Genomic DNA, 7577 nt, shown 5'->3' with positions numbered 1-7577 from the left:
TGAATCAGCGAACGGCGCTCAGCTCAACCCGCTGATTGGGTTTGAGCCCTAGTAGCAGAAGAGGCTTTCTCGCCTTCGGCCTTCTTCTTGGTTTGATGACGCTTGTCGCATTGATCGCGGTAATGCTCTTCTCGGGCATGTTCATTCACGGCGATCCCTGAGCAGGTGTCTCCATGCGTCGCGCGCAACCGAACTCATCGCACTCGATAAATGCTAGACCGCGCGTCGCGGCAAAGCCGCGCCGTCGATCGACACGGCGGGACGAGGGCCCGCCGGTCGTCGGCCGCTCGCGTCGGTTTGTCGTTCGCTAAGCTCAGCTTAGCTCTCGACCGACGCAGCGAGCAACGGCAGCTGCTGATGCTGCACGACGCGCCACACCTCATGCTCCAGCCGCCGGATCACCGAGGTGCAGTGCGCCTCGTACCCGGCCGCGCCGTCCTTTTCGGCCTGGGCGCGGTAGGCGATGACGATCAGGCCTTCCTGCGGGCGCGAGACGCTGCGCTCCGTCAGTTCGCAGCGGTCCCAGATCGGGGTGGCGGAGACGGCCTTGATGGCGTCCTCGCCCGAATAGACATACGGCGGCATGGGAAGGACCATCTGGACTTCCGCGTCGACCTTTTCGCGGTAGTTCTCCTCACCCTCCAGCCATAGGGATTGCTCGAAGCCCCAGAGGCGGTCGTCGTCCATGCGTGCTGCTCCCGTGATATGGTCAGGGAGTAAGCGGGCGGCGGCGGCGGTGGTTCCCGCTCACCCAATCAGGCTGACGCGGCCTCCGGCATGACGTTCGAGCCGACCCGCCAACTCGAGCTCCAGCAGCACCATCGATACCGACGCGGGAGCATGGCCCGATTGGCGGATGAGCTCGTCGACCGGCACCGCGACCGGGCCCAGCAGCCGTTCCACATCGCGACGGATGGCGTCGCTCGCGTCCAAGGGCGGGGCGGCGGCGTAGTCCGAGGCGGGCGCGCGGACCATACGGGGGTCGATGGGCCCGATCTGTTGCAGGATGTCGTCGGCGTTCTGCACGAGGGTGGCCCCTTCGCGGATCAGGAGGTTGCACCCTTGCGCCCGCGGGTCGAGGGGGGAGCCGGGGACGGCCATGACCTCGCGACCCGCCTCCCCGGCCAGGCGGGCGGTGATGAGCGAGCCGGATCTGGGGGCGGCCTCCACCACCACGGTGCCCGACGACAGGCCCGCGATGATGCGGTTGCGGAAGGGGAAATGGCGCGCGCGGGGCTCGGTGCCGGGCGGTTGCTCGGCGAGAAGCAGGCCGCGGGCCGCGACCTGTTCCTGGAGGACGGCGTTCTCGGGCGGGAAGACCACGTCGATGCCGCAGGCGATCACGCCCACCGTGCCCGTGCCAAGCGAGCCGACATGCGCGGCGGTGTCGACGCCGCGCGCGAGGCCGGAGACGACGGTCGCGCCGCCCTCGCCCAGATGGACGCCAAGCTCGCGCGCGAAGCGGCAGGCGGCGGCGGACGCGTTGCGCGCGCCGACGATCGCGACGCAAGGCCGGCGGGTGAGCCGCAAGTCGCCGCGCGCGATCAGCGCGGCGGGGGCGTTCTCCAGCTGGGCGAGGAGCGGCGGGTAGTCGGGGTCGTCGAGGAACAGGTAACCTGCCCCGAGTTCTGCGACGCGGGCGATCTCGCGCGCGATTTCGCGGGGGTCGGCGAGTATCGGCGGGCGGCCGCCGCCGCGCCTGGCAAGGAGCGGGATGGCGTCGAGCGCCGCCTCGGCCGAGCCGAAGCGGGCGAGGAGCTGGCGGTAGGTGACGGGACCGATGCTCGGCGTGCGGATCAGGCGAAGCCGGGCGTGGGCCGAGTCGCGAGCCGGAACGGCTAGTGCGGCTTTGGGAATGAAATCGGCGTCAGCCATGCGCGGCGTCGGCGCCCGGCGGCGCGGTCCGGCCCGCGCCGATTTTGGGTTCGGTGCCGTCGAGCAGGCGGCCGATATTCTCCCGGTGCTTGTAGAGGACGATCACGGCGAAGGCGATGAGGAGGAGCACGAGGTCGAAACGATCGAACATCGCCGCCGCGACCGGCGCGGCGACGGCGGCGGCCATGCCCGCGAGCGATGAATAGCGCAGCAGCGCGAGGACGCCGAGCCAGACGAGCGCGTAGGTCAGGCCGATCGGCCAGTGGAGAGCGATCGCGACCCCCATCAGCGTCGCCACGCCCTTGCCGCCGCGAAAGCGCAGCCAGACGGGATAACAATGGCCGACGAATGCGCCCGCGGCCGCGAGCTGCGCATCGGCGGGCGACCAGCGCAGCGCGATCCACACGGCGAGCGCTCCCTTCAGCATGTCGAGGAGAAGGGTGCCGGCGGCGAGGCCCTTGCGGCCGGTGCGCAGGACGTTGGTGGCGCCGATATTGCCCGATCCGACCTGGCGCAGGTCGCCGGCCCCGGCGGCGCGCGTCAACAGCACCCCGAACGGGATGGAGCCCAGCAGATAGCCGCCGAGCAGGGCCGTCAACGGCGCGATCCAGAGGATCTCGGTCTGCACATCTTCCCCCTTACCACGTTCGATACCTCGCTCGTTGCGCGAAGCCAACAACCTGAATCGGTTGTGCGTTGGTGGAATGGCGCGCTAGCGGCGGGCTGGATGGATGCGCGGCCGATCCTGTTCTTCGATTCCGGGGTGGGCGGGCTGTCGATCGTCGGGCCCACGCGGGCGGCGATGCCGAACGCGCCGTTCGTGTATGCGGCGGACTCGGCCGGTTTCCCGTATGGGGTGAAGAGCGCGGGGGAGATCGCGGCGCGGGTGCCGGCATTGCTCGGGCGACTGGCGGAGCGATATCGACCGCGCCTGATCGTGATCGCATGCAACACGGCGTCCACGATCGCGCTGCCCGCGGTGCGCGCGGCGCTGGACCTGCCCGTCGTGGGTACGGTGCCGGCGATCAAGCCCGCCGCCGCGCTGTCGACCACGCGGGTGATCGGGGTGCTGGGGACGGAGGCGACGGTCGCACAGCGTTATGTCGACGACCTGTCGGCGCGGTTCGCGGGCGATTGCCTGGTGATCCGGCACGGGTCGGCCGAACTGGTCGAGCTGGCGGAGCAGAAGCTGCGCGGGCGGAGGGTGGAGCCGGAGCGGTATGCGGCGGTGCTGGACGGGCTGTTCGGCCGGCCGGGGGGCGAGCGGATCGACGTGGTGGTCAATGCCTGCACGCATTTCCCGCTGGTCGAGGCGGAGCTGGCGGCGGCCGCGCCGCGCCCCATGCGCTTCATCGATGGGGGCGAGGGGATCGCGCGGCGGATCGCGGCCCTGTGCGGCGACGCAAGCCGGCCCGAGCGCGCGCCGCCGGGCGTGGCGGTGTTCACGCGGCTGGGCGACGGGGAGCGCGAACTCGCGCCCGCGCTGGCCGCGCGGGGCTTTCCGACGATCGAGGCGCTGTAGGTTTTCGGGGGCGGGCGGGGTGGTAACGCCGGGCATCTTGCGAGCCGTTCGCGCTGGAAAAACGTGGGTTTCGGGCCTAAATGCGACGCATGGACAGTATCGGCCCCCAAGCCCAGCCCGTCGATTATTCCCGCGTATTCGCCCAGGCGATCGACCGGCTCCATGCCGAGGGCCGCTACCGCGTGTTCATCGACATCCTGCGCAACAAGGGCGCATTCCCCAACGCGCGCTGCTTCGCGGGGCATAATGGGCCCAAGCCGATCACCGTCTGGTGCTCGAACGACTATCTCGCGATGGGCCAGCATCCCGCCGTGATCGGCGCGATGGAGGAGGCGCTGCACGATGTCGGCGCGGGTTCGGGCGGCACGCGCAACATCGGCGGCAACACGCATTACCATGTCGATCTGGAGGCCGAACTCGCCGACCTGCACGGCAAGGAGGCGGCTTTGCTGTTCACTAGCGGGTACGTGTCGAACGAGGCAACGCTGCATACGCTGGCCAAGGTGCTGCCGGGCTGCGTGATCTTTTCCGACGAGCTGAACCATGCGTCGATGATCGCGGGCATCCGCAATTCGGGGTGCGAGAAGCGCGTGTTCCGGCATAACGATCTCGCGCACCTCGAGGAGCTGCTGGCGGCGGAGGACGCGTCGGTGCCCAAGCTGGTCGCGTTCGAGAGCGTCTATTCGATGGAGGGCGACGTCAGCCCGATCGCGGCGATCTGCGACCTAGCGGACCGGTACAACGCTTTGACCTTCCTCGACGAGGTGCATGCGGTCGGCATGTACGGCCCGCGCGGGGGCGGCATCTCCGAGCGCGAGGGGTGCGCGCACCGGTTGACGGTCATCGAGGGGACGCTGGGGAAGGCGTTCGGGGTGATGGGCGGCTACATCGCCGCCGACCGGACGATCATCGACGTGATCCGGTCCTATGCGCCGGGGTTCATCTTCACGACCAGCCTGTCGCCGGTGCTGGTGGCGGGGGTGCTCGCCTCCGTCCGGCACCTGAAGGCATCGTCGGTCGAGCGCGACGGGCAGCAGGCGGCGGCGGCGACGCTCAAGGGCATGCTGGCGGATGCAGGCTTGCCGGTGATCCCCGGCGACACGCACATCGTGCCGGTGATGGTCGGCGATCCAGTCGAGGCCAAGCGGATCAGCGACATCCTGCTCGCGGAGTACGGGGTGTACGTCCAGCCGATCAACTATCCGACGGTGCCGCGCGGGACCGAACGGCTGCGCTTCACGCCGGGGCCGGCGCATGACGAGGCGATGATGCGCGAGCTGGTGGACGCGCTGGTCGAGATCTGGAGCCGGCTGGAGCTGCGCCAGGCCGCGTGAGCGACGGGTGGAGCGTGAGCGAGCGGCGCGCGGAGGACGGGGTGTTCCTGCTGCGTGCGCGGACGCGGTTGCCGGGCGTGGACGAGCGCGTCGCTCATCCGCTGGCGATGTGGATCACCTGGCCGTTCGAGCCGAGACCCGACGATACGCCGGATGAGCCGACGCTGGAGGACATGGCCGCGTTCGAGGCGGCGGCGTACGAGGTGCTCAATGCACCCGGCCACGCGGTCGGGGTGGCGGTGCTGACGGGCGGCGCGGCGCGCGAATGGCTGTTCTACGCGGCCGGCCGCGACGCGTTCATGCGCGTGCTGCTCCAGGCGCTAGAGGGGCATCCACCGTATGAGTTCGAGGTGCGCGCCTGGGCGGACCCCGAGTGGAGAGCTGCGCGCGAGCTCGTTCCCCTGGCGATGGCGCACTAGCGCGCGAGCACCCCGGCGATGATCGTGAGGCCGCCGAGACCGAGCGATAGCGGCACGCGCAGGCCCATCCAGCCGTCCGGCGCTTCCCCGGTTGCGACGAGGCGGCGATCCACGAATAGGGTCAGCGCGATCGTCGTACCGAGCAGGACGAGCGCGCGGGGCAGGGGCAGCCCGAACTGGACGGCGATCATCAGCGCGACCCCCGCAAGCGAGGGGATGATGGCGACGGCGGCGAGCGTGCCCTGGTCATCCGTCCGGCGAACCGCGAACCCCCACCATACACCGCCCAGGAAGCTCAGGATGACGATGCCGTAGACAAGCGCGAGGACGCGGCCGAAGAAATGGAGTTCGCCCCGGCCCGATGCGACCAGCGCGGCGGCGGCGAGCTGGGGGAGGAGACCCGCAAATCCGAGCAGGCGGGTAGTGCGGGCGATGGCGGCGGGCATCAAGCCAGCGTGATTGCGACATCGGCGCCGGGAACGGGCAATGGTGCGGGAAAGGCGACCTCCCCTTCGTCGCGATAGTCGCGATCGACCGGGCGTCCGAAGACGTAGGTCACACGATCGGCCGTGTTGACGACCCAATAATACGGGATGCCCGCCGCTGCGTAGCGAGCGCGCTTGAGGCCGAGGTCGCGGTCGAGCGAGGTCTGCGCCACTTCGACGACGAGTTCGACCTCATCGGGCCGGAGCAGGCGATGCTCGCTCATCGGTCGGTGGAGAAGCGCTGCGTCGCATCCAAGAACGGTGTTGCGGCCGAGATCGATCCCGGTTTCACCCATCACTCGACGACCTGCCGCACTCCATAGTTTGACGATTATAGATGCCTGAAAGCTGCCGTGCGTCCCCATGGACGAGTGCATGCGTTCGATCTCTCCATCGACCAGTTCCACTTTGATATCCGCGAACGCGCCGACCTCCGCCATATGGAGGAACTCGGCCGTCGTGAAGCGGCCGGGACGGTGGCCGGTGACGTCCGTGTAGCCGGTGAAGCCGGGCGAAAAGTAGTTCATGGTGCGACACCCGCATTGCTATACGCCGGTGGTAGCGGATCAGGGTGATCGGGGCTAGATAGCGGGTGATACCCCGCCCGCCCGAGCGCCAGGAGACGAGCCGATGAGCACCCAGCCCGCCACCCTTCACGACGTCCAGCCCGACGGCTTCTTTTCCCGCGATCTCGCGACGAGTGACCCGGCCGTGTTCGGCGGGGTCGACGCGGAGATGCGCCGCCAGCGTACGCAGATCGAGCTGATCGCGTCGGAGAACATCGTGTCGCGCGCGGTGCTGGAGGCTCAGGGGTCGGTGTTCACGAACAAGTACGCCGAGGGCTATCCGGGCAAGCGGTATTATCAGGGCTGCGGGCCGTCGGACACCGTCGAGACGCTGGCGATCGAGCGCGCCAAACAGCTGTTCGGTTGCGGTTTCGCGAACGTCCAGCCGCATTCGGGCGCGCAGGCGAACGGGGCGGTGATGCTGGCGCTGGTGAAGCCGGGCGATACGATCCTGGGAATGAGCCTGGATGCGGGCGGGCACCTGACGCACGGGGCCAAGCCCGCCATGTCGGGCAAGTGGTTCGACGCGGTCCAGTACGGGGTCGATGCGGTGACGCACCTGATCGATTACGACCAGGTCGAGGCGTTGGCGCTGGAGCGTCGGCCGAAGCTGATCATCGCGGGCGGCTCCGCCTATCCGCGCCGGATCGACTTCGCGCGGTTCCGGGCGATCGCGGACCAGGTCGGCGCGTATTTCATGGTCGACATGGCGCATTTCGCCGGGATCGTCGCGGCGGGGTTGCACCCGTCGCCTTTCGGCCATGCGCATGTGGTCACGACGACGACGCACAAGACGCTGCGGGGCCCTCGCGGCGGGATGATCATGACCGACGACGAGGCGCTGGCGAAGAAGTTCAACTCGGCGGTGTTCCCCGGGCTCCAGGGCGGACCGCTGATGCATGTCGTCGCGGCCAAGGCGGTGGCGTTCGGCGAGGCGCTGGAGCCATCGTTCACCAGCTACATCGCCGCCGTGGTCGAGAACGCCAAGGTGTTGGCCGCGACGCTCAAGGAGCGCGGGGCGGACCTGATCGCGGGCGGCACCGACACGCACCTGGCGCTGGTCGACCTGCGCCCGCTCGGCATCACGGGCCGCGACGCGGACGAGGCGCTGGAACGTAGCGGCATCACCTGCAACAAGAACGGTATCCCGAACGACCCGCAGCCGCCCGTCAAGACGAGCGGCATCCGGGTGGGCAGCCCGGCGGGCACGACGCGCGGTTTCGGCCCGGCCGAGTTCCGAGAGATCGGCCATATGGTCGCCGACGTGCTCGACGGGCTGCGCGCCAAGGGCGAGGGCGGCGACCCGGCGGTGGAGACCGGCATCCGGACGCGCGTTCAAGCGTTGTGCGCTCGTTTCCCCATCTATTAGGAGCAGG

9 protein-coding genes are annotated in these 7577 nt (G+C 69.3%); 4 read left to right on the top strand and 5 right to left on the bottom strand.

The annotated features are described in order from the left end of the window. Nucleotides 1-318: 318 nt before the first annotated feature. The 3 genes from ACFE71_RS08960 to plsY are packed head-to-tail and all read right to left on the bottom strand — an operon-like array spanning nt 319 to nt 2503. On the bottom strand, nt 319-687 hold the full coding sequence (locus tag ACFE71_RS08960) for a DUF4440 domain-containing protein (protein ID WP_375428453.1): 369 nt from the start codon (nt 685-687) through the stop codon (nt 319-321). A gap of 60 nt (nt 688-747) precedes the next feature. Next, the gene (gene dprA / locus ACFE71_RS08955; RefSeq protein WP_375428452.1) at nt 748-1875 is read right to left on the bottom strand and encodes a DNA-processing protein DprA; all 1128 of its coding nucleotides are present in this window, start codon (nt 1873-1875) and stop codon (nt 748-750) included. After that, nucleotides 1868-2503, bottom strand: coding sequence for a glycerol-3-phosphate 1-O-acyltransferase PlsY (gene plsY, locus ACFE71_RS08950; protein WP_375428451.1), 636 nt, complete (start codon nt 2501-2503; stop codon nt 1868-1870). The genes dprA and plsY overlap by 8 nt, the downstream gene beginning before the upstream one ends. A 99-nt stretch (nt 2504-2602) precedes the next feature. Between plsY and murI the strand changes: the two genes are divergently transcribed. The 3 genes from murI (at nt 2603) to ACFE71_RS08935 (ending at nt 5150) form a co-directional block, all read left to right on the top strand. Continuing rightward, entirely contained in the window at nt 2603-3397 is a 795-nt protein-coding gene (gene murI / locus ACFE71_RS08945; protein ID WP_375428456.1) for a glutamate racemase, read from the top strand. A gap of 89 nt (nt 3398-3486) precedes the next feature. Continuing rightward, nucleotides 3487-4731 carry a 5-aminolevulinate synthase gene (gene hemA / locus ACFE71_RS08940; RefSeq protein WP_375428450.1) on the top strand — a complete coding sequence of 415 codons (1245 nt, stop codon included), beginning with the start codon at nt 3487-3489 and terminating at the stop codon, nt 4729-4731. A 14-nt stretch (nt 4732-4745) separates the two neighbouring features. Next, nucleotides 4746-5150, top strand: a complete 405-nt coding sequence (locus tag ACFE71_RS08935) for a DUF695 domain-containing protein (protein WP_375428449.1) — start codon at nt 4746-4748, stop codon at nt 5148-5150. Here the strand turns inward: ACFE71_RS08935 and ACFE71_RS08930 are convergent. Next, on the bottom strand, nt 5147-5596 hold the full coding sequence (locus ACFE71_RS08930; RefSeq protein ID WP_375428448.1) for a DUF3429 domain-containing protein: 450 nt from the start codon (nt 5594-5596) through the stop codon (nt 5147-5149). The genes ACFE71_RS08935 and ACFE71_RS08930 overlap by 4 nt on opposite strands. Continuing rightward, on the bottom strand, nt 5596-6162 hold the full coding sequence (locus tag ACFE71_RS08925; RefSeq protein ID WP_375428447.1) for a Uma2 family endonuclease: 567 nt from the start codon (nt 6160-6162) through the stop codon (nt 5596-5598). The genes ACFE71_RS08930 and ACFE71_RS08925 overlap by 1 nt, the downstream gene beginning before the upstream one ends. A gap of 103 nt (nt 6163-6265) precedes the next feature. Here ACFE71_RS08925 and glyA point away from each other — a divergent pair, with 103 nt between their 5' ends. Next, a complete protein-coding gene (gene glyA, locus ACFE71_RS08920) occupies nt 6266-7570 on the top strand; it encodes a serine hydroxymethyltransferase (RefSeq protein WP_375428446.1) in 1305 nt (434 codons plus the stop codon). Nucleotides 7571-7577 lie beyond the last annotated feature (7 nt).

The organism is uncultured Sphingomonas sp. (assembly GCF_964237155.1).
Classification (GTDB): domain Bacteria; phylum Pseudomonadota; class Alphaproteobacteria; order Sphingomonadales; family Sphingomonadaceae; genus Sphingomonas.
This window is presented reverse-complemented; position numbering and strand designations above follow the sequence as displayed.